Source organism: Streptomyces sp. BL1, from assembly GCF_057628045.1.
The window spans coordinates 7,679,820-7,698,497 of sequence record NZ_JBXYWZ010000002.1; the positions used below are offsets into that span (position 1 = coordinate 7,679,820).

At 71.1% G+C, this 18,678-nt stretch carries 19 protein-coding genes; 12 read left to right on the forward strand and 7 right to left on the reverse strand.

The window, feature by feature from the left end:
• Window positions 1-105: 105 nt before the first annotated feature.
• Window positions 106-837 (reverse strand): dienelactone hydrolase family protein, encoded by a 732-nt coding sequence (locus AC3AGO_RS33790; protein WP_487824102.1) that lies wholly within the window; start codon window positions 835-837, stop codon window positions 106-108.
• Window positions 838-1,207: 370 nt separating this feature from the next.
• On the opposite strand from AC3AGO_RS33790, the gene AC3AGO_RS33795 reads away from it, so the two are divergent.
• On the forward strand, window positions 1,208-2,464 hold the full coding sequence (locus tag AC3AGO_RS33795) for a phosphodiester glycosidase family protein (RefSeq protein ID WP_487824103.1): 1,257 nt from the start codon (window positions 1,208-1,210) through the stop codon (window positions 2,462-2,464).
• Window positions 2,465-2,727: 263 nt separating this feature from the next.
• Here the strand turns inward: AC3AGO_RS33795 and AC3AGO_RS33800 are convergent, their stop codons facing one another.
• On the reverse strand, window positions 2,728-3,765 hold the full coding sequence (locus AC3AGO_RS33800) for a PHP domain-containing protein (RefSeq protein ID WP_487824104.1): 1,038 nt from the start codon (window positions 3,763-3,765) through the stop codon (window positions 2,728-2,730).
• 157 nt (window positions 3,766-3,922) lie between these two features.
• Here AC3AGO_RS33800 and AC3AGO_RS33805 point away from each other — a divergent pair, with 157 nt between their 5' ends.
• On the forward strand, window positions 3,923-4,294 hold the full coding sequence (locus AC3AGO_RS33805; RefSeq protein WP_487824105.1) for a VOC family protein: 372 nt from the start codon (window positions 3,923-3,925) through the stop codon (window positions 4,292-4,294).
• Between the two features lie 183 nt (window positions 4,295-4,477).
• Window positions 4,478-5,674 (forward strand): protein kinase domain-containing protein, encoded by a 1,197-nt coding sequence (locus AC3AGO_RS33810; protein ID WP_487824106.1) that lies wholly within the window; start codon window positions 4,478-4,480, stop codon window positions 5,672-5,674.
• A 90-nt stretch (window positions 5,675-5,764) separates the two neighbouring features.
• On the opposite strand, the gene AC3AGO_RS33815 is transcribed toward AC3AGO_RS33810, so the two are convergent.
• Window positions 5,765-6,175 carry a DUF1801 domain-containing protein gene (locus AC3AGO_RS33815; protein ID WP_487824107.1) on the reverse strand — a complete coding sequence of 137 codons (411 nt, stop codon included), beginning with the start codon at window positions 6,173-6,175 and terminating at the stop codon, window positions 5,765-5,767.
• A gap of 358 nt (window positions 6,176-6,533) precedes the next feature.
• Entirely contained in the window at window positions 6,534-8,369 is a 1,836-nt protein-coding gene (locus tag AC3AGO_RS33820) for an alpha/beta fold hydrolase (protein ID WP_487824108.1), read from the reverse strand.
• Window positions 8,370-8,782: 413 nt separating this feature from the next.
• Here AC3AGO_RS33820 and AC3AGO_RS33825 point away from each other — a divergent pair, with 413 nt between their 5' ends.
• On the forward strand, window positions 8,783-9,079 hold the full coding sequence (locus tag AC3AGO_RS33825) for a glutaredoxin domain-containing protein (RefSeq protein WP_487824109.1): 297 nt from the start codon (window positions 8,783-8,785) through the stop codon (window positions 9,077-9,079).
• A 77-nt stretch (window positions 9,080-9,156) separates the two neighbouring features.
• Here AC3AGO_RS33825 and AC3AGO_RS33830 read toward each other — a convergent pair whose 3' ends face one another.
• Both AC3AGO_RS33830 and AC3AGO_RS33835 read right to left on the reverse strand, forming a co-directional pair.
• Window positions 9,157-9,324 carry a hypothetical protein gene (locus AC3AGO_RS33830; protein ID WP_487824110.1) on the reverse strand — a complete coding sequence of 56 codons (168 nt, stop codon included), beginning with the start codon at window positions 9,322-9,324 and terminating at the stop codon, window positions 9,157-9,159.
• A gap of 31 nt (window positions 9,325-9,355) precedes the next feature.
• Window positions 9,356-9,712, reverse strand: coding sequence for a PRC-barrel domain-containing protein (locus tag AC3AGO_RS33835; protein ID WP_487824111.1), 357 nt, complete (start codon window positions 9,710-9,712; stop codon window positions 9,356-9,358).
• Between the two features lie 337 nt (window positions 9,713-10,049).
• Here AC3AGO_RS33835 and AC3AGO_RS33840 point away from each other — a divergent pair, with 337 nt between their 5' ends.
• Window positions 10,050-10,688, forward strand: coding sequence for a GntR family transcriptional regulator (locus tag AC3AGO_RS33840; protein ID WP_487824112.1), 639 nt, complete (start codon window positions 10,050-10,052; stop codon window positions 10,686-10,688).
• A 37-nt stretch (window positions 10,689-10,725) separates the two neighbouring features.
• On the opposite strand, the gene AC3AGO_RS33845 is transcribed toward AC3AGO_RS33840, so the two are convergent.
• A complete protein-coding gene (locus AC3AGO_RS33845) occupies window positions 10,726-11,556 on the reverse strand; it encodes a potassium channel family protein (protein ID WP_487824113.1) in 831 nt (276 codons plus the stop codon).
• A 144-nt stretch (window positions 11,557-11,700) separates the two neighbouring features.
• Between AC3AGO_RS33845 and AC3AGO_RS33850 the strand changes: the two genes are divergently transcribed.
• The 7 genes from AC3AGO_RS33850 to AC3AGO_RS33880 all read left to right on the forward strand — a co-directional run bounded on the left by AC3AGO_RS33850 (window position 11,701) and on the right by AC3AGO_RS33880 (window position 18,644).
• Complete coding sequence (locus AC3AGO_RS33850; RefSeq protein WP_487824114.1) at window positions 11,701-12,294, forward strand: carboxymuconolactone decarboxylase family protein; 594 nt, start codon at window positions 11,701-11,703, stop codon at window positions 12,292-12,294.
• Window positions 12,295-12,587: 293 nt separating this feature from the next.
• On the forward strand, window positions 12,588-12,890 hold the full coding sequence (locus tag AC3AGO_RS33855) for a hypothetical protein (protein WP_487824115.1): 303 nt from the start codon (window positions 12,588-12,590) through the stop codon (window positions 12,888-12,890).
• A 497-nt stretch (window positions 12,891-13,387) separates the two neighbouring features.
• Window positions 13,388-14,752 carry an MFS transporter gene (locus tag AC3AGO_RS33860; protein WP_487824116.1) on the forward strand — a complete coding sequence of 455 codons (1,365 nt, stop codon included), beginning with the start codon at window positions 13,388-13,390 and terminating at the stop codon, window positions 14,750-14,752.
• 209 nt (window positions 14,753-14,961) lie between these two features.
• Window positions 14,962-15,867 (forward strand): transketolase, encoded by a 906-nt coding sequence (locus tag AC3AGO_RS33865; protein WP_487824117.1) that lies wholly within the window; start codon window positions 14,962-14,964, stop codon window positions 15,865-15,867.
• Between the two features lie 82 nt (window positions 15,868-15,949).
• Window positions 15,950-16,954 (forward strand): transketolase family protein, encoded by a 1,005-nt coding sequence (locus tag AC3AGO_RS33870; protein ID WP_487824118.1) that lies wholly within the window; start codon window positions 15,950-15,952, stop codon window positions 16,952-16,954.
• Complete coding sequence (locus AC3AGO_RS33875; RefSeq protein WP_487824119.1) at window positions 16,951-17,832, forward strand: sugar phosphate isomerase/epimerase family protein; 882 nt, start codon at window positions 16,951-16,953, stop codon at window positions 17,830-17,832. The genes AC3AGO_RS33870 and AC3AGO_RS33875 overlap by 4 nt, the downstream gene beginning before the upstream one ends.
• A gap of 41 nt (window positions 17,833-17,873) precedes the next feature.
• Complete coding sequence (locus tag AC3AGO_RS33880; protein ID WP_487824120.1) at window positions 17,874-18,644, forward strand: SDR family NAD(P)-dependent oxidoreductase; 771 nt, start codon at window positions 17,874-17,876, stop codon at window positions 18,642-18,644.
• Window positions 18,645-18,678 lie beyond the last annotated feature (34 nt).

Sequence of the window (18,678 nt, forward strand, 5' to 3'; positions counted from 1 at the left end):
GCGCGGCTGCGCACCCCTCACCGGACGGGCGTCCGGCGGGAGCGGCAGGCCTTCCGGTGCCCGGCCCCGTTCTCCAGCCGAGTCGGCGACCCGCGGAATACCGGGCTAGCTCAGATGCCGGGTGAAGAACTGGAGCGCGGCGTCCCCCGCGAACTGCGGGACGCCGGTGTGCCCGCCCATATTGGCGTGCAGCGTCTTCTCCTCGGAGCCGAAGGCGTCGAACAGGTCCAGGGCCGACTGGCGGTCGTTCCCTTCGTCGTCCCACTGCAGCAGGACGTGCAGCGGAATGGTCACCTGCCGTGCCTCCTCGAACAGGGCGCGAGGCACGAAACTCCCGGCGAACAGAACTGCGGCCGAGATGCGCGGCTCGACCACCGCCAGCCGGACCCCGATGGCGATCACTCCTCCCGAGTACCCGACCGGGCCGCTGATCCCGGGCAGCGCGAGGAGGGCGTCCAGGACGGCCTGCCATTCCGGGACGGCCTTCTCGACCAGCGGGAGGACGAGCCGGTCCACGGTCTCCCCGTCGACCGCCTCGCCCGCCTCCAGCGCCCGGCGCAGGTCGGTGCGGGCCTGCTCGGCAGCGGCGGAACGGGGCCGGTCACCGCTTCCGGGGAGCTCGATGGTGGCCGCGGCGAAACCCTCTGCCGCGGAGTGCCGGGCCCGGGCCACGAGCCGGGGGTACATCTTGTGCAGTCCGCCGGGATGGCCGAGCAGGATCAGTGGCGCAGGCGCGGATGCGGACTCGGGTGTCCACAGGGTGCCGGGGATCTCGCCCAGGACGAAGTCGCGTTCGAGGACGCCGTCGTCGAGGCGCTGTTCGGAAGTGAATTGCATGGTCGTGCCTTTCGGGAGAGACCGGAGACGGCGCTCCCGGACGACCTATCGCCCGACCGTGACCCCGGAGGGGAGCACCCATGTCGATACTGCGTTCACGGGTCCCACCTCCTCGTTCTCTCGCACGGCCTCCCGGAAAGTAGCAGTGGCCGCAGCGGTCCGCCAACAGGTTTGTGCGGAGGCTCTGTTGCGGGACGCGCGGCTTCCCGGCGGGGGCCGTCCTTGCGGCCATTCGTGGGGTGAGGGGTGTGGGCGCGCCCGGCCGCGGGGGAGGGGTTACGGGGTGCGCACCGCGGCCGGCTCCTGTGCTGTCGGACTGGTGCGTACGTACGGGCCAGTTCGGGATTCACTGCGGTCGGGTGGTGGGCGAGTGCGCGGCGCTGCGGTGCGGGTGCTGACGGCGGGGCTGGTGTTGCTGCTGGTCGGCGCGGCGGCCCAGGACGGGACGGCCGACGGCCGGCACCCCGGGGAGGGCGCGAGCGCCGCGCCCCGGTACGGGAAGGTCACGGACCTCGCCCCCGGCGTCGCCCACCGGCCGTTCAAGGTGACCGCCTCCCACGGCAAGGTCCGCGGACACGTGGTGACGGTGGACCTCGCCCACCCGCGGGCCGCCGTCGGGCTGCTCACCCCGCGGGGCGCGATGCGGCGCGCGCCGGTGGCCCGGATGGCGGCCGCGCACGGAGCGGTTGCCGGCGTGAACGGGGACTTCTTCGACATGCGGTCGAAAGAGCACCCGGGAGTGGAGGCCACCGCCTCGACGGTGGGCCCGGTGGTCGTACGGGGACGCCCGGTGAAGGGCGCGGTGCCGGAAGGCCAGCGCTACGGCCCGCACCTCGTGCCCGGAGTGTCCAACCGGGACGTGTTCGCGGTCGGGAAGGACGGCCGCGCCCGTACGGACCGGCTCACCCTGTACGGCACCGCGCGCACTGACGGCGGGTCGACGCTGCGGCTGCGGGGCCTCAACCAGTACGCGCTGCCCCAGGGCGGAATCGGGGCGTACACCACGGCCTGGGGCGCGGTCTCCCGGCGTCGCGCGGTGTGCGGAACGGACACGGACCGGCAGGGCCCGTGCAGCCGCCAGGTCCGGGAGGTGACGGTCAACCGCGGTACGGTCGCGCGCAGTTCGGGCACCATCGGCAAGGGACGCATCCCGTACGGTTCGGTCACCCTCGTGGGCCGCGACGCCGGCGCGAAGGCGCTGCGCGACCTGCGCCGCGGTGACCGGGTGCGGGTCTCCACGCGCCTCGACTCGGCACGCGGAGTTCCGCCGTTCACGGCGCTGGGCGGATACCCGCTCCTGCGTGGCGGCGCCCCACTCGACGGGCTGGGCGTGAAGTCGGCCTCGGCCCGTACGGCGGTGGGCATCGGCGCGGGCGGCCGACGGCTGCACCTCCTCGCGCTGGAGGGGCGCGCCGAGTCGGGCGAGGGCCTGACGTTCCGCGAACTGGCCGATGTACTGGACCGGTTGGGCGACCGCGAGGCCCTGGCCTTCGACGGCGGCCGCTCCTCGGCAATGGCCCTGCGCCTCCCCGGCAGCACCCAAGCCACCCCGGCCGACCACTCCCCAGGCGCCCCACCCCGCCCCGTCCCCAACGGCCTCGGAGTCTTCACGCTGCGCGAGCGGTAGCCCGAAGGGGGTCGCGGGGAACTGCGCAAACCCCAGCGAGAGCCGCGGCCGTCCAACACGCCCGCGGGGCACACGAAGCGGCCAAGGGGCGCGGGGAACTGCGCAAACCACGGCGAGAGCCGTAGCCGTCCAACACGCTCGCGGGGCACATGAATCGGACCAAGGGGCGCGGGGAACTGCGCAAACCACCGCGGGGGCCGCGGCCGCTCAACACGCCCGCGGGGCACACGAATCGGCACGAGGAACGACGCGGCGCGCACGCGTCACCCCGTAAAGCCCCCCGCGGGAGCGACCCCGTCACGGGCCCAGGCCAACACGTCGTCCACGCCCCACATCGTCACGACCCGGCCGGGCGGCACCCCGCACCGCTCGGCCCGCGCACAGCCGTACGCCTGCCAGGCCAGCTGGCCCGGTGCGTGCGCGTCGGTGTCCACGGCGAACAACACCCCCGCGTCGACGGCCTGTTGCAGCAGCCGTCTCGGCGGATCGAGCCGTTCCGGGCGGCAGTTGATCTCCACCGCGGTGCCGGTCTCCGCGCAGGCGCGGAACACCGCGTCGGCGTCGAATACCGACTCGGGACGCTGCTTACGGGCGATCAGCCGGCCCGTGCAGTGGCCCAGGACGTCCGCGTGCGGGTTGCGGACCGCGGTGACCATCCGCCGCGTCATCGTCTCCGCGTCCATCCGCAGCTTCGAGTGCACCGACACCACCACGACGTCGAGCTGCTCCAGCAGTTCCGGCTCCTGGTCGAGCGAACCGTCCGGCAGGATGTCGCACTCGATGCCGGTGAGCAGCCGGAACGGCGCCCAGCGCGCGTTGAGCCTGGCGACTTCCTCCAGCTGCCGGCGCAGCCGCTCGGGCGAGAGGCCGCGGGCCACGGTCAGTCGCGGCGAGTGGTCGGTCAGCACCGCCCACTCGTGTCCCAGTCCGGCCGCGGCGTGCCCCATCTCCTCGATGGGGCTGCCCCCGTCCGACCAGTCCGAGTGCAGATGGCAGTCGCCGCGGAGCGAGGAGTGGAGCTCTTCGCCGCCCTCCGCGAGGGGAGCGGCGGCCTCCTCCTCCAAGCGGCGGAGGTAACCGGGTACGTCGCCGGCCTGCGCCTCCCGTACGACCCGGGCCGTCTTGGGGCCCACACCGCCCAGGGACTCCAGGGTCCCGTCCCGCACCCGGTGGGCGAGCTCGTCCCCGGCCAACGCCTCGACCGCGTCGGCAGCCCGGCGGAAGGCGCGTACGCGATACGTCTCGGCCCCGGACCGCTCCAGCAGAAAGCCGATCCGCCGCAACGCATCCACCGGATCCATCGCCACCTCCAGCGCCCGGCCCGTACGAGAGGACCATGCACTCCAGGGTGCGGCGTCCGGCCGGGCCGGGCACGCCCGGCGAGCACCGTCGGCCCCCGGGACGGGCGAAACGCGCGGACCGTCCCCTTCCGTGCGGTCGGCGGGCACACTGACCCGCATGCCTGTCGCGCTGCACCACATCGTCATCGACGCCCACAACTTGCCTTCCCTGGCCCGGTTCTGGGCCGAGGTGCTGGGCTGGCGGATCCTCTCCGAGCGGGAGCGGGAGGTGGTGATCGGGCCGGAGGAGACCGCGCCCGTGGGCATCTGCTTCATGCCCGTGACCGACCGGAAGACCGTCAAGAACCGTCTCCACCTCGACCTGACGACCGCCGGGCAGGACCGGGAGGCCGAGATCGAGCGCCTCCTCGCCCTCGGCGCCCGCCGGGCGGACGTCGGCCAGACCGGCGACGAGTCCTGGACCGTCCTGGCCGACCCGGAGGGCAACGAGTTCTGCGTCGTCCGCCCGAAGACCACCCTCATCGGCTAGGGCTCTCTGTCCAGGCACACGGGGGGGCAGGTCTCTCGTACACAGCCGACTATCCGTCAGGAGCCGCACGTGGAAGCCCTGTTGGGAACGTCCGGCTGAACTGAACGCGTCAGGCGGATTCGTGGCGATCGGCGGTGCCGTCGCCTTACTCTTGGCATTTCCAGGGACCAGCGGGGGTGGGCAGTGAGGCCGGGAGAGCTGATCGCGGGTCGGTACGAGACGGTGAAGAGACTCGGCCGGGGCGGGATGGGCGAGGTGTGGGCCGCTCGCGACCGCAGTCTCCGCCGTGACGTCGCGCTCAAGCTGCTCGACCTCGGCGGGACTGTCCACCCGGACTTGCCGCAGCGCTTCGAACGCGAGGCGGTGGCCGCCGCGCAGATCAACCACCCGAACGTGGCCGCCCTCTACGACCGGGGCGTCCACGACGACATGTTGTTCCTGGTCATGGAGAAGGCCGAGGGCGCGACGCTCGCCGATCACCTCCATGCCGAGAGCTCCATGACCGTGGCCCGCGCCCTGGAGATCACCAGCGAGATCTGCGCGGCGCTGATCGCCGCGCACCGGGCTCAGGTCATTCACTACGACATCAAGCCCCACAACGTCATGATCGCTCCGGACGGGCAGGTCAAGGTCGTCGACTTCGGGGTCGCGGGGTTCGTCCAGACCGCGTTCTCCGTGGCGCGTTCCTCCCAGCTGGAACCCGCCGGCACCGTGGAGTACGGCGCGCCGGAACAGTTCCTCACCGAGCGCGGGGACGAACGTTCTGACCTGTACGCACTCGGCGGGGTGCTGTTCGCCTTGCTCGCCGGCCGGCCTCCTTTCACCGGGCACAACTGGCTTGCGGTCATCCGGCGCAAAGAGGAAGAAGAAGCCCCACGCCTGGACGTGTTCCGCCCTGACCTGCCGCCCGAAGTGACCGCGCTCGTCGCCGAGTTGTTGCGACGCGATCCGGGACAGCGCCCCCGGTCGGCGCGGCAGGTCCACGGCCGTCTCCAGCGGCTGCGGACGGCCCTCGAATCAGCAGCGGGCAGAGCGGCTCCGCCCACCACGGTGGCACCGCTGGTTCTCACGAGCGCCGAGGCGCCCAGGATCCACGTGGCCCACGAGGTGCGTCGGGACAAGTCGCTGGACAGAGGGGACTACAGATACCACCGGGTCCGCGTCTTCCTCGAAGGAGAGGACGAGGACGACCTCGATCGCGTCACCCACGTCGTCTACCACCTTCATCCGACCTTCCCCGAGCCGGATCGTGTCGTCACGGACCGGGAAGCGGAGTTCGAGCTGAGCATGTCGGCATGGGGCGAGTTCACGATGACGGCAGACGTCCATGTGGAAGGCCGTCAGGAGCCTTTGAGGCTTGAGCACTACCTCGACTTCTGACCCTGTCGACAACCCGGTCGGGCCGTGACCCGCCCGGCATGACGTGTCAGTGCGTGAAGCGGGCGGGCGACCCGCTCACCCCCGCCACCGTCACCCGGTTCCGGGCCCGCCGAGCCGCTCCCGTACGGGCGCGGCGGCCGCCGTCAGCAGTTCCGCGACTCGGGGATCCTCAAGGTCCGACGGATCGCGGAGCTTGATGTGCCGGGCCTTCTTGCCCGTACCCTCCAGCAGCGCGCCCGCTTCGAGTGTGGCGGCGAGCTCCGCGCCCTGACTGAACATCAGGTTCACGTGCCGGTCGTGCAGCACGATCCCCGCGACCAGCCCCTTGTACGTACCGGGCGCGAAGGTGAAGCCCAGCAGCCGGGCGGAGAGGTCCAACTCCTCGGTGGCATCCGGAATCGCCTCGCGCACCACGAGCCGCGCCCGGCGCGCGACCTCGGCCACCTCGTCCGACGCCGCGCCCAGCAGCGGCTCCCAGCCTTCCGGCCCTTTTCGTGTCATGGCCGGACCCTAACGCCGGATCACTTCTCGTACGCGTCGATCATCGCCTGTACGGGCCAGTGGGCGTGGACGAACGGCCCGTGGCGAAATCCATCGCGCGTCGAGCGCGGCAAGAGGCTGCGCGAGCTCGGCGCGACCCACGTACTGGACCGCTCCGGTGAGGGAGGCGACAATGCTGCGCCGGCTACGACGTCATCATCGGCGTCGTAGCCGGCCAACGTGCCGTGCGGGCCGGGCAGTTCACCGCAGCGATCCGCGGTGAACTGCCCACAGTGAGCCACGCCGTGACGGCACGTCAGAATACGGACGCCAGGGAGGCGTTCGGCAGAATCAGGCTGTCGCCGTGGGCGCTACGGTCTCAGGCCGGGCCCAGGGGCAGATCCAGGTAGGACGGGTCGGAGTCGGACGAGCTGATCGTTGTGGTGGTGCCCTCCACCGTGGCGTGCGAGTAGAGCTGGTCCCTGCTGTTGATCACCAGCGCCAGACGGTGGTCGGCGGGCATGTCGTACGCGGCGGCCTGGAGTTCCCAGTCGATCGTCGCGCTCTGGCCGGGGGTGAGGTCGGTCAGGGTGCAGGGCTCATGCGTGATGAGCTGGGCGGTGGCGTCCGGGGCGATGTCGAACAGGTAGGCCACCAGGGTCGTGGAGGCGGCCGAGCTGCGTACGGTCAGCCGCACCTGCGGAATCCCCCTGATGCGCCGTGCGGTCTGTCCGTGCGGGGAGCCGGCCTCGGTGACCCAGACCAGGAGGTGCTGCCGGTCGAACTTCTCGGTCTCGTAGATCTTCGGATTGCCGTTCCACTCGGCCTGACCCGTGGTCATGACCGAGTCGACCGCAGTGGCGTCGGTCAGGTTCCCGGCGATGAAGTCGCGCGACCAGCCGGGATTCGAATCCGCGGTCAGGGTCCCGTCCCCGCCTTCCGTTGCCGCGTCGGTCAGGAACCAGCGCTCGACTTCGTTCGTCACCTCGTCCCAGCTTGTCCGCGGCTCGCGCTCGGCCGGCTCGGTGATCACGTTCTTGCCCGTGTCGGCGTTGAGCTGGGTCTGGTAGGTGAACATGACCTGGCTCTTGACCTGCGACCAGTCGGGGACCTCGTTCTGGACCTCGAGCAGGTGGTGGTCCAGCCAGGCGAAGGCTTCGGCGACCGGTTCGTTCGGGCCGCTGAGCGGAACGGTCAGCCCGGCGCCCTCCGGTGCCGCGTGGTCCCCGATCCACAGGTTCAGCCGCTTGGGCACGGTGAGTTGGCGGAAGGTCGTGAGCACCTGGTTCACCGGGAAGAGGGTCTCGTGCCAGGTGTTGGAGAAGAAGGTCGGTATGCCGCGCGTGTTGGTCTCTTCGAGGTAGGTCTCCGGGGCGCGCTCCTCGCCCCAGGTCTGCACGGCGCCGAGGTTCACGCCCTCGTCGAAGTCCCGCAGGATCTGGCGGGTCGCCTCGTCGAACTTGCGCTCCACCGGGCCGCCGGTGAAGTTGACCAGCGAGGTGACGGCCTGGAGGTGGCGCGTGTCGTTGTGCAGCAGACTGGTCGCCAGATTGCCCCACGTGCTCAGCGCGACGACGGCCTTGACCCTGTCGTCCGGGTCGTGCGCCGCGACGAGCTGGGCGATTCCGGATCCGTACGATTCGCCGAGGAAGCCGATCGAGCTCGGCTGGAAATAATCCTCTGCGTAGTCGATGACCGACGAACCGTCGGTCCAGTCGAGTTCGCCGGCCACCTGGACGGTGCCGCCGGAGGTCCAGAAGCTGTCGATGTAGTCGCCGCCGGGCGTCTGCGTGGTCAGGCCGATTCCCCGTGGGGTGTACGCCAGCACGTGGTAACCCCTGAGGGCCAGTTGAAGGTGCGCGTACTCGAAAAGCACCCAGCCGAAGGGTGTCCAGCCGGCCGGCACGATGACCAGGGGCCGCGGCTCGGTGGTCTTCAGCTTGATGGTGTGTGCGGAGAGCCTGGTGCCGTCCTCGGCCCTGATGGTCGGGAACCCGACGGTGGCCAGCTGTTGTACGCGACTGACCGCCTGCTGCAGTTCGGGGGTGAGCGCGCTCTGCGCCACGTTCCCCTGCAGGGTGGCCACCAGTGCCTGGCCCACATTCGCCGCGTCCTGGTTCACCGCCGTACTGGACGCCCAGATCCCGCTGTTCTCGACCTGCGCCAGTTGTGCGGCGGTCACTGTGCCCGCCGCATCGTCCTGGGGTGCGTTCATGGTGTTGTCCCTCTCAGCCGTCCGGGCGCGCCGAAGCACGCGTGACATGGAACGGGAGAACTCGGCCGCCAGGAGCGGCAGTTGGGACCTCCGGCAGCCCAACAACCCGATGTGCCGGTCCAGTGGCGACGTCCGGCAAATCTATGGGAAACCGGCGAGATGCCTCATGCGTGATTCAGGACATATGGTGAATGGCGCGAACTCCACCCAACCTCCCGCACGCGACAAGATCCGCCGGACAGGCCGAGGTCGCACGGCTGCGCCGCGACTGAGCGTGGGGCAGGGGAGTGCGGGTCGTTAGCGCCCCGTCTCGTCTACGCTCGGTCGGAGGACCGGCGGACTCTGGCGGGCGGGCAGGCTCCGGCTCATCCGGCAGGGATCCGGCTCATCGGGCAAGCAGCGAGGGGGACTTGATGGGTAGCGAGCATGGCGGAGTGATCGTCTACTGGCGGCCCGGCTGCCCGTTCTGCATGAAGCTCCGTCTGCTGCTCCGCTTCACGCGGCTCCAGTACACCGAGGTGAACATCTGGCAGGACAGCGCGGCTGCGGCAGCCGTCCGTGCCGCAGCGGACGGCAACGAGACCGTGCCGACCGTGACCGTCGCGGGGCACGCCATGGTCAACCCGTCGAAACGCCAGGTCCTCGAAGCCGCAGCCCGCCACGCCCCGCACGCGCTGCCCGAATCCGGCCGCCCGACCGACCGCGGCTGACCCGGTACGACGTGCACGCACAGCGCGGCCCCGGGCCCAGCTTCGCGCTGGGACCGGGGCCGAAACCGGGCGCAGGCTCAGCGGCCGGCGCGCATGCCTCGGCGGCGGAGGCGCCAGCCGAGGTAGATGAGGTCGAGGACGAAGACGATGACGCCGATGATCAGCAGATACAGCAGGCCCTTGAGGATCGCTCCGAGGAATCCGAGGACGATCGCCACAATGAGCAGCAGCAGAAACCACACCATGTTCTTCTCCTGAACCGTTCCGTACGGGGTGTCAGCGGCGCGCCAGGCGCCGCTCGCCACCGCTGCCGCGCGTGTACGAGAGGTCGTAGTGGGAGAAGACGGTCTCCTCCTCGCCTGCTGTCAGCTCCCCGTCGGTGTCGATCGAAGGGGCGTTCTTGACCTGCGACTTGGGGTGGGCGACCTTCAGATAGTCGGGGCCGACCGTCGCACCGGCCAGGGGTGCGAACACCAGCCGGCGCCGACCGGGCACCCCCACCGTGATCGATGCGAAGGACGGCTGGTCGGTGGCGGTGTCGACGTAGACCGCCTCCAGCGAGCCGATCTTCTTCCCGCTGTCGTCGACCACGTCGTGAGTCCGCCATTCGCGGATGTCGCCCGCCTCGAACATCGCTGTACTCCGCTCCTCGGGTCCTCACATCGTCGTGTCCGGATCCGGCTCCCGCAGCCGCTGACGACGCGGTACGAGCCGCCGGCTCCGCACCGGACCATGATCCTCCGGGATACCGGCGTACGGCAGGACGGGCCGGGCCCACGCTGGGCCGATGGGGGTACGTACGGGGCCGTACGGGCCCTCCGGCGCCCGGTGCCGAGCGTCTCCGTCATGATCAACGAGGCCTGGACGTCGACTGTCGGCAGTAGAATCATCGAATCTGTGTGCCGCGGACCGGGGTTGATGAGGAGTGATTGTGGCCGTGCCGGCGTTGCCGAATTTGGATCGGTCGACCTTGCGTGAGCGCGCTCTCGTGGCGCTGCGCACCGCGATCACCACGGGCCAGTACCGGCCCGGTGACCACCTCGGCGAGGTGGAGATCGCCACCCGTCTGTCGGTCAGCCGCGGCACCGTACGGGAAGCGCTGCGGCACCTTCAGCAGGAGGGGCTCGTCGTCGCCGGGGCGCGGGGGATGCTGCGCGTACAGAGCCTGTCGCCGCGGGAGGTGCGCGAGCTGTTCCAGGTACGGCAGGCGATCGAGGGGCTCGCCGTGGCGCAGATCGTCGCCCTGCCCGACCGGGAGGACGCCGCCGCGACGCTGCGCCGGGCGCTGGAGCGGCTGAGCGCGGCGCTGGACGACCCGGACGCTTTCGAGGCGCAGGTGGAGGCCGACCTCGCCTTCCACGCGACGCTCTGCGAGCTGTCGCGGAACTCGATGCTGGTGAAGACCTGGGGTCATCTGGAGGGGCCGACGCGGGTGGTGGTGATGAGCGCCGCCGGCGAGCAGCGGCGGGCGACGATGTCCGCCGCGCACCACATGCCGATCGTCGAGGCCATCGAGCGTGGGGACGCCGATGCCGCGGTGCGTGTGCTGAGCGAGCACATGACGACGGCCATGGCGGAACTGAGCGGGGGAGCGGACGACACCGCGTAGGTGCTGAGGGCGTTCCGGTAGCTGAACGCGAAGTCCCTTACCGGGGGCGGGGGTCGGCCTGTGCGGGGACAGCGGGGTCGGTGGGCTGCTCCGTGTCCTCCGGGGGTGTTCCGGTGAGCCTGTGGACCTCCGCGCGCAGCGCACGCACCTCTGCGGTGAGCGCGGTGAGTGCCTCGGTCTGGTGCTTCTCCTGCGTCTTCTCCCGGTCGACCTGTCCGATGAACCAGGCCGCGATGTTCGCGGTGACCACACCGAGCAGGGCGATCCCGGAGAGCATGAGTCCGACTGCCAGGAGCCGGCCGAGGCCCGTGGTCGGGGAGAGGTCTCCGTAGCCGACGGTCGTCATGGTGGTGAAGGACCACCAGACCGCGTCTCCGATGGAGTTGATGGTGGAGTCCGGCTGTCCCCGCTCCACCTCCAGTACGGCCAGTGACCCGAAGGCCAGGAGTCCTGCGCAGGATCCGGCGACGTAGGTGGTGAGCTTCACCTGGGTGGAGAGCCGCGCCCGCTGGCCGACGAGGAGGAGCGCGGACACCAGCCGCAGCAGCCTGAGCGGTTGGAGCATCGGCAGCAGCACGGCGAGCAGCGCCAGCGGATTGTTGCGGATGAACTGCCAGCGCTGCCGCGTCAGTCGGAGGCGGATGAGGTAGTCGCAGGCGAAGGCCGCCCACACCGTCCACTCGATCGCCGAGCAGATGTCCCGCAGCAGGGGGTCCAGATCGGTCAGGACGATCGGTACGGCGTAGGCGACGGCGAAGAGCACCGCCAGGGACAGCAGAAGCCACTGGGTGCGGCTTTCCCACCGTTGCTGTGGTGTCGGCGTGCCGGTGTGCGTACCCGCCTGAGCGCCCGTCGTGATGCCGGTCATGCGCTCAGAGTAGAGAGGATTCCCCGCGCTGCCCTGGCGCGTGCACCACCGGAACCGGGGGCCGGGAGCCGTACGCGTACGGCTCCGTGTCACATTCGGCGCGCCGGCGGCGTCTCCATGTCGTAGCCCGACGAAGGAAGAGTCATGGCGAGCACAACCCGCGTCCCGAAGGCCGAGTTGACCGGTGTCTACGGTGCTCTGATCAAGCGGATGAGCAGGAAGATGCTGGGTGCGGTGGCTGAGCCGGCCGAAGTGATGTGGCACAACCGGCCGGTGCTGATGTCCGGCTTCGGCATGGGCCGGAAGGCCGCCAAGTGGAACAAGTGCGACGAGAACCTGAAGTCCTATGCGCACATGGCGGTGACGTCCCTGATCGGCTGCACCTGGTGCCTCGACCTGGGCTACTTCCAGGCGCACAACGAGGGACTCGACGAGGCCAAGGCGCGCGAGGTGCCGCGCTGGCGGGAGTCGGACGTCTTCACGCCGCTGGAGCGGGACGTCATGGAGTATGCCGAGGCGATGAGCCAGACCCCGCCCACCGTGACCGACGCGCTCTCCGCCCGGCTGCTGAAGCGGCTCGGGGCGCCGGCGCTGGTCGAGCTCACCGCGTGGATCGCGCTGGCGAACATGAACGCGAGGACGAACGTCGCCTTCGGCATCGAGTCGCAGGGCTTCGCGGCCACCTGCGACCTGCGCCCGCTCGCCGAGCCGGGCGGTGGTGTGGCGTCGGGGTCATGACCGAGTCCTGCCCGGAGGCCGCGCTCGCTCTCGGGCTTCGGTACGAGCAGGCGGTGCCGGCGTGAACGGACAAGGTGCCGGGGATCCTGGGGGAGGTCCGAACTCCTGTGCTGCGAGGGCGACTTCGGGCGCGGTCAACTGCGGTGCGGACGGCTGTTGTTGAGGGTGGCCTCCTCGGGAACTGCGGCAACTTTCTGTGGGCGTGTGTCATACGGCGGGGGCGTCCTGTGCGTATACGGGGTGGCCCGTCCTCGGGGAAGGGCGGGCCGTCGCAGCGACTCAGGGGAGCAGCAATGATCACGTCAGTCAGGAAGACCCTGGCCCTCGCGGGGGCGGCCGGGGTCCTCACGGTCACCGGTCTCATGACGGGTGCCACGTCCGCGTCGGCCGCGTCTCCCGCTGCCGGGCCGGCGCAGGTGGGGGCGCTCTCGTGCCCCGGCACGGCGCCGGCGCCGCAGCCGGGCTTCCGCTGCCTGTCCTGGTGGAACTCGCTCGCGGACTGCGAGGCGGGCGTGGCGGCGAACATCGCCCACACTCCCGCGGTCGAGGGCTACTGCGCGGCGGGCAACCCCGGCTTCTGGGGGTACGTGCGCTGACTCTTCACCGGTCGGAGCGGGGTACGGAAGTGGCCCCGCTCCGACCGGAGTTCCGCAGTGCCGGCGCGTGGCCGGGACCCGTACGTGAGGGCCCGGCCACGCGCGTTCGTGCGTGTGGAGCCGGGGCGCCGGGGAGGGCGAGGCGTCCGGCTTCATGTCGGGTGGTGCCGGGCCGGTGCGCTCCGGGGCTGTCCATGCGCGGACCTCGAATCCGCCCCGTCGACGTCGATCGCTCGGGCCCGCGCCCGTAGATGCCCGCCTGGCCCGTCCCTCGTGGAGAGCCCGTTTCCGTGGCGGCTTCCCGTGGGTCGGCCTTCGCCGGGCGGCTGAGCGGGGCTTCTCGTGGCCGCGGCTTCTCGTGAAATAGCCGCGTCGCAAGCATTGACACAGCGTGAAGCGCCGCAGAGGATCGGTCGCCTGTTGAGTGTTAACACTCAACAGAGAGCGGCCAGGCTCGGAGAGCACTGGTGTGTCAGCGACGATCAAGGAGGATCGGAATGGCCGGCTCAACGCCATCCGCGCAGGCGGCGCAGGGGTCACCGGAGCGCCGACGGGTCGCCGTGGGGTGCGGCATCGGCGCGACGATCGAGACCTATGACTTCATCGGGTTCGGTACGGCCGCAGCCCTGTACTTCGGTGACGTGTTCTTTCCGGACTCCGATCCGCTCTCCGCGACGCTGCTGTCGTTCGCCACCCTGGGCATCGGCTTCGCCGCCCGGCCGTTGGGCGGGATCATCGCCGGACACCTCGGCGACCGCATCGGACGCAAGCCCGTCCTGGTCGGCTCCCTGCTGATCATGGGTGTGGCCACGGTCCTGATCGGCTGCCTGCCCACGTACCAGATGGTCGGCGTGTGGGCGCCGGTCCTGCTGGTCGCCGTCCGCGTGATCCAGGGGCTCGCCTTCGGTGCCGAGTGGGGCGGCGCGATCCTCATGGCGTACGAGCACGCGCCCTGGCGCAAACGCGGTCTCTACACCGGCATCACCCAGGCCGGCTTCCCCGTCGGGCTGCTGCTCGCCAACCTCGCGTTCCTCGGCAGCGACCACCTGCTGAGCGACACGTGGGCCTGGCGCGTGCCGTTCCTGCTGAGCGCCGTGCTGATCGTCGTGGGCATCCTGATCCGGCTGAAGATCGACGAGTCGCCCGAGTTCCAGGAGCTCAAGGAGTCCGGTCAGGTCGCCAAGAACCCGCTGAAGGAGGTGCTCCGCGACGACTGGCGCAACGTGCTGCGCGCCTTCTGTCTGCGCAGCGCCGAGACCGCCGGGTACGCCGTGTCGGTCACCTTCGTCCTCTCCTACCTGGACGACGGCAAGGCGCCCGACGTCTCCGGGACCGCCAGCCTCACCGCACTCGTGACCGCCGCCGCGCTCGGCATCGTCGCCACCGTGGCGTGGGGCGGGCTGTCCGACCGCATCGGGCGGCGACCGGTATACCTGCTGGGCTGTGTGGTGACGCTGCTGTGGGGCGTCCCGATGTTCCTGCTCGTCAACACCGAGCTGATGGCGCTGGTCCTGGTGGCGTTCGTGGTCAGCTACGCGGTGTGCCAGAACTCCCTGGCGGGAGTCCAAGGGGCCTGGTTCGCCGAGCTGTTCGCGACCAAGACCCGTACGGCCGGCACCTCGCTCGCGTACCAGCTCTCCGCGGTCGTCTCCGGCTTCACCCCCATGATCGCCACCGCCCTGTACTCCGGCATGGGCTGGGCCGGCCCCGCTGCCCTGTTCAGCTTCTTCGGACTGCTGGGCGTCGTGGCGACGCTCGTGACCTGGGAGACCTGGGGCGACAAGGAGAGGTCCGCGATGGACGAGGCGCTGGGCGAAGGCCCCTCGCGCAGCGCCGCGGGGCTCACCGCCGCCGCCCGGTGACACCGCGTGCCCGGCCCGCGGGGTCTCGCTGCCGGGGCCCTTCCCGCGGGCCCCGGCGGCCGAACACGCCCCGCCTGCCGGACACATGAACCACCCTCGCGCCGACGAGAAGTCCGCGCCGGCCGAGACCGCGCATCGCCCGAGAAACCCGCGCCGACCGACTGGCGGCCCCAACGGAAGCCGCCGCGTCAACCGAGAAGTGAGGAACAGTGACCTCGACCGCATCCACCACCGACCCGGCAACGAGCCCCGCCACGGCGGGCGTTGACGACGGATCGGCGCACGCGCGCCGCATCCGGGAGCTGCGCGATGCCGCGTACCGCATCCGGCGGTACGCCCTCGACATGGGCGAAGTGCAGGGCCAGGGCTACATCGGCCAGGCCCTCGGAGTGGCCGACATCCTCGCCGTCGCCTACAAGGACGCGCTCAACCACCGGCCCCACGAGCCCGATTGGGCGGAACGGGACCGCTTCCTGCTGTCCATCGGGCACTACGCCATCGCCCTGTACGCGGCCCTCGCGGAGGCGGGCATCCTGCACCCCGACGAGCTGGACACGTACGGCAGTGACGGATCCCGGCTGCCCATGTCCGGCATGGCCTCGTACACGCCCGGCATGGAGATCTCCGGCGGCTCGCTCGGCCACGGACTCGGCATCGCCGCCGGTATGGCCCTCGGCCTGCGGCTCCAGGGCAGCGACGCGCGCGTCTACAACCTGCTGTCGGACGGCGAGCTCGACGAAGGCTCCACGTGGGAGGCCGCGTTGGGGTGCGCGCACCACGGGCTGGACAACGTGACCGCGATCGTCGACGTCAACGCCCTGCAGGCGGACGGCCCCACCAGCGGTGTGCTGCGTACCGAGCCGGTCACCGACAAGTGGGAGGCGTTCGGCTGGCACGCGATCCGGGTGGACGGCAACGACATGGAAGCGCTCGTGGCCGCCTTCGACGAGGCCCGGGCACACCGCGGTTCGCCGTCCGTGCTGATCTGCGACACCCGCATCGGGCGCGGCGTACCCATGTTGGAGACCCGCGAGAAGGCGCACTTCCTGCGGGTCGAGGAGCACGAGTGGCAGATCGCCAGGGACCAGCTGGAGGAGGGACACGGGCGCCCGTGACGGCCCGCACCGCCTGAACTCCCCGGCCCCGCACCGCTCTTCCCGGCCCCTGTCTCGCCCTCCCCAGAAAGGGAACCGCACCATGAACGCCCCCGCAGCCGCCAAGGACGCGCCCCGCAAGCTCACCACCTCGGCCATGATCGCCTCGATCGCCGAGGAGGGACAGCGCATCGCCAAGGCCCCGTTCGGCCACGCGCTCGACCGACTCGCCCAGGAACGCCGGGAGATCGTCGGGCTCTCCGCCGACCTGGCCAAGTACACCGACATGCACATCTTCCGCGAGGCCCACCCGGACCGGTTCTTCCAGATGGGCATGGCGGAACAGTCCATGCTGGGCGCCGCCGCCGGCATGGCGGAGGTCGGGCTGCTCCCGTTCGCCTCCACCTACTCCGTCTTCGCCACCCGCCGCGCCTACGACTTCCTCTGCCTGGACATCGCCGAACCCGGGCTCAACGTCAACATCGTCGGCGCGCTGCCCGGCCTCACCACCGGCTACGGGCCCAGCCACCAGGCCACCGAGGACCTGGCCATCCTGCGCGGCGTACCGGGCCTCACCATCGTCGACCCGGCCGACTCCGTGGACATCGAACAGGCCGTCCCCGCGCTGGCCGACACCCCCGGGCCCACCTATCTGCGGCTGCTGCGCGGCGCCGTGCCCACCGTGCTCGACGAGTACGACTACCGCTTCGTACCGGGGAAGGCGGCCGAACTGCGCACCGGACGCGACGTGTTGTTCATCTCCACGGGCCTGATGACGACGCGGGCGCTGAGTGCGGCACGTGAGCTGGAGGCCGACCACATCGACACGGCCGTCCTGCACGTACCGACGATCAAGCCGCTGGACCGCGAGGCGATCCTGCGTGAGACCGCCGGGGACCGGCTCGTGGTGACGCTGGAGAACCACACGGTCGTCGGCGGCCTGGCCGAGTCCGTGGCCTCCTGCCTGGCGTTCGCCGGGCAGGGGCGGCGGATCCTGCCGGTCAGCCTGCCCGACGAGTTCCTGGCCGCGGGCGCGCTGCCCACCCTGCACGACCGGTACGGGCTGTCCGTCGAGGGCATCAAGTCCCGCGTCCGGGAGGCGCTGTGACGCTCGGGACCGGCTCGGCCGCGGGCGCCCGCATCGACCCGCGCGTCGGGTGCAGCACGATCTCGCTGCGCCGGCTGCCCCTGGAGGAGGCGCTGCGGCAGATCGTGCGGGCCGGTTTCGCCGAGATCGACCTCGGTGCCCTGCCCGGTGTCTGCGACCACGTTCCCGTACCGCTGCCGCCGGAGCGCATCGAGTCGATCGCCGCACAGGTCGCCGCGAGCGGGCTGCGCGTCCGTACGGTCAACGCCGACATCGGCGCGCTGGACGACCCGGCACTGACGCCTGCCGGCATCGGTACGCGCCTCCAACCGCTCGCTCGTCTTGCCCAGTTGACCGGCGCGTCCTCCATCACCCTCCCGTGCGGTGCGCACGGCACGGAGCCGCGCGACGACGAAGAGCAGGCCGTACGGGCGGTCGCGGCCTCTCTGACCACGGCGGCGGGCCTCCTGGCGCGGGACGGCCTAGCACTGTACGCCGAGGCGCCGCACTCCATGCGGCTGTGCCACGACCTTCCCCGAGCCCTGCGCCTCATGGGTGAACTGGGGGCGGCCGAGGTCCAGTTCGTACTGGACGCGAGTCACGTGGTCGCCTCGGGCGGCGACTGCGTCGAAGCGGCGCGCGGCTTCGGCGACCGCCTGGCGCACGTCCACCTGCGCGATGCCGTACGCGGCGACATCCACCGGAGCATCGGCCGCGGAGACGTCGACTTCGCTGCCTTGATCCGCCACCTGACAGCCACCGGTTACGCGGGCCACTACAGCCTCGAACTGGAGACGAACGACGTACGGGACGAGGACCGGCCCGCCGCCGCGGCACAGGCCGGAGCAGCGATCTCGGCCCTGCTCGCGGACGCCGCGGCCGCGCCCTCCCGCCCCTGAACAGCCCCTCCCAACCCCCGCTTCTCACAAGGAGATTCACCATGACCGCTTCTTCCGCCACCCCCCGCACCGCCGTCATCACCGGCGCCGGTTCCCCCCGCGGCATCGGCAGGGCCACGGCGCGGGCCCTGGCCGCCGGCGGCTACCACATCGCCGTCCTCGACATCGACAAGGAAGCCGCGGAGGACACCGCGCGTGAAGTGGCCGAGGCGTACGGCGTGCAGGCGCTGGGCGCGGCGGCCGATGTGACGGACGCCGACGCGGTGAACGCCGCCGTGGAGACCGTCGAGGCCGCGCTGCCGCCCGTCGGCGCCCTGGTCAACAACGCCGGCATCACCTCGCCGACCCGCTTCCTCGACGTCTCCGCCGAGGAGTGGGACCGCATCTTCGACGTCAACGTCCGCGGCAGCTTCCTGGTGACCCAGCGCCTCGCCTCCGGCATGGCCGAACGCGGCTTCGGCCGGATCATCCACCTCTCCTCCGTGTCAGCGGAACGCGGCGGCGGCGTCTTCGGCGGCGTCGCCTACTCGGCGGCGAAGGCGGCGCTCCTCGGCTTCTCCCGCGCCCTGGCACGGGAGTTGGGCCCCTCCGGCGTCACCGTCAACTCCGTGGCGCCCGGCCTGATCGACACCGACATCACCGCCGGCAAGCTCGACCCGGAGCGCAAGGCCGCGATGGTCGCCGACATCCCGATGGGCCGCACCGGCACCGTCACGGACGTCGCCGACGTCATCGCCTTCCTGGCCCGCCCGGAGTCCGAATACCTCACCGGCGTCACCTACGACATCAACGGCGGCTCGCACATCCACTGACCGGAAGCGGGGGTGAGACGGCCCGTACGGTGGG

Coding starts and splice junctions, on each gene's coding strand:
- AC3AGO_RS33825 (WP_487824109.1), top strand. CDS start 8,783: ATGGGTAGCGAGCATGGCGGAGTGATCGTCTACTGGCGGCCCGGCTGC.
- AC3AGO_RS33830 (WP_487824110.1), bottom strand. CDS start 9,324: ATGGTGTGGTTTCTGCTGCTGCTCATTGTGGCGATCGTCCTCGGATTC.
- AC3AGO_RS33845 (WP_487824113.1), bottom strand. CDS start 11,556: ATGACCGGCATCACGACGGGCGCTCAGGCGGGTACGCACACCGGCACG.
- AC3AGO_RS33805 (WP_487824105.1), top strand. CDS start 3,923: ATGCCTGTCGCGCTGCACCACATCGTCATCGACGCCCACAACTTGCCT.
- AC3AGO_RS33855 (WP_487824115.1), top strand. CDS start 12,588: ATGATCACGTCAGTCAGGAAGACCCTGGCCCTCGCGGGGGCGGCCGGG.
- AC3AGO_RS33790 (WP_487824102.1), bottom strand. CDS start 837: ATGCAATTCACTTCCGAACAGCGCCTCGACGACGGCGTCCTCGAACGC.
- AC3AGO_RS33815 (WP_487824107.1), bottom strand. CDS start 6,175: ATGACACGAAAAGGGCCGGAAGGCTGGGAGCCGCTGCTGGGCGCGGCG.
- AC3AGO_RS33850 (WP_487824114.1), top strand. CDS start 11,701: ATGGCGAGCACAACCCGCGTCCCGAAGGCCGAGTTGACCGGTGTCTAC.
- AC3AGO_RS33860 (WP_487824116.1), top strand. CDS start 13,388: ATGGCCGGCTCAACGCCATCCGCGCAGGCGGCGCAGGGGTCACCGGAG.
- AC3AGO_RS33835 (WP_487824111.1), bottom strand. CDS start 9,712: ATGTTCGAGGCGGGCGACATCCGCGAATGGCGGACTCACGACGTGGTC.
- AC3AGO_RS33820 (WP_487824108.1), bottom strand. CDS start 8,369: ATGAACGCACCCCAGGACGATGCGGCGGGCACAGTGACCGCCGCACAA.
- AC3AGO_RS33870 (WP_487824118.1), top strand. CDS start 15,950: ATGAACGCCCCCGCAGCCGCCAAGGACGCGCCCCGCAAGCTCACCACC.
- AC3AGO_RS33800 (WP_487824104.1), bottom strand. CDS start 3,765: ATGGATCCGGTGGATGCGTTGCGGCGGATCGGCTTTCTGCTGGAGCGG.
- AC3AGO_RS33880 (WP_487824120.1), top strand. CDS start 17,874: ATGACCGCTTCTTCCGCCACCCCCCGCACCGCCGTCATCACCGGCGCC.